Annotated in this window: 2 protein-coding genes; both read right to left on the reverse strand. The window is 69.9% G+C overall.

What is annotated here, in order from left to right:
* Positions 1-619, reverse strand: a 619-nt coding sequence (locus C7T91_RS31010; protein ID WP_145963092.1) for an ABC transporter substrate-binding protein, incomplete at its 3' end; no start/stop codon positions are given.
* A 200-nt stretch (positions 620-819) separates the two neighbouring features.
* The coding region (locus C7T91_RS31015; RefSeq protein WP_145963093.1) for a DUF3883 domain-containing protein at positions 820-1,106 on the reverse strand (287 nt) is incomplete at its 5' end.

Genomic DNA, 1,106 nt, shown 5'->3' on the forward strand with positions numbered 1-1,106 from the left:
TGGCACCGTTGGCGAGGAAGACATGCTCCAGCACCTGGCTCATGAAGTTCTCGTCCACCTTGGTGGCGGCGACGAAGCCGAACATCTCCGGCGGATTGTGCAGCGCCTCGATGGCGGCGGCGACCGCGCCGTAGGTCGCGGGCGGCTCCAGCCCGGCCGCGTCGAACAGGTCCTTGCGGTAGAGGATCATCTGCGTCCAGCCATCGACCGGCACGCTGGCATAGCCGCCTTCGGTCGCCGCCATCTCCAGCGCGCCGGGAGCGAAGGTGTCCGGTCCCAGCGCCTCGATCACCTCGGTGGCGGCCTCGGGGTCGAGAATGCCGGCCTCGGTCCAGGGCAGGGCGTATTGCAGCGTGTGGTAGATGACGTCGGGCAGGTCGCCGGCCGCGAAGGCCGCCGTGGCGCGGGTGCCCAGATCGGTTTCGGTGACCGGGATGATTTCCACGCCGATGCCGGTTTCTGCCTCGAAGGCGGCGGCCATCTCTTCCTGGGTGGCGATGCGCTCGGGCTGTTCCTCGGTGGTCCAGACGCGGATATCCGCCGCGGCTGCGCCCGCCGCCAGGGCGATCGCCGCGGTCCCGGCGGCCAGCCGTGCTGCGGAAACTCGAAATTCGGTCATCTTGTCCTCCCGGTTCGCCCTGGGACCCGGCCCTGCCCGGCCGGATGGGGCGCTCTGCCGGAAGGCTCCGGGCTGCGCCCTGCAGGGTCGTTTTTCCGTCGGGTTGCCCCGCTCCTGGGCTCAGCCTGTCCCGGATGCGCCCGCCCGATCAAGAAAGACGGACAATTTGCCCGAAATTCAGGCATTTCGCGGGGGCCGTGTTACCGGAAGCTGGCCCGGTAGCTGGTGGCGGTCAGCGCGACATGCGCCCCGAGCGGCGGGCGCAGCTCGAAGGCCTGCGGCGTGCGGGCGAAATCGTAGAGCCGGAGCAGGCACCAGTCGCCGCGCCGCTCTTCCGCGACCTCGAGCTCGTTGCGCGAGATGTGGAAGGGCGTGCGCTCGCCGCCATTGGTGGTCTTCACCTCGATCAGCCGGGGCCGGCCCGCAGGGTCGAAGCTGGAGATGTCGTAGCCCGTGCCGTCGCCATCCTCGCGCGACACCCAGCGCA

The sequence above is a fragment of the Mangrovicoccus ximenensis genome (genome assembly GCF_003056725.1).
GTDB lineage: Bacteria > Pseudomonadota > Alphaproteobacteria > Rhodobacterales > Rhodobacteraceae > Mangrovicoccus > Mangrovicoccus ximenensis.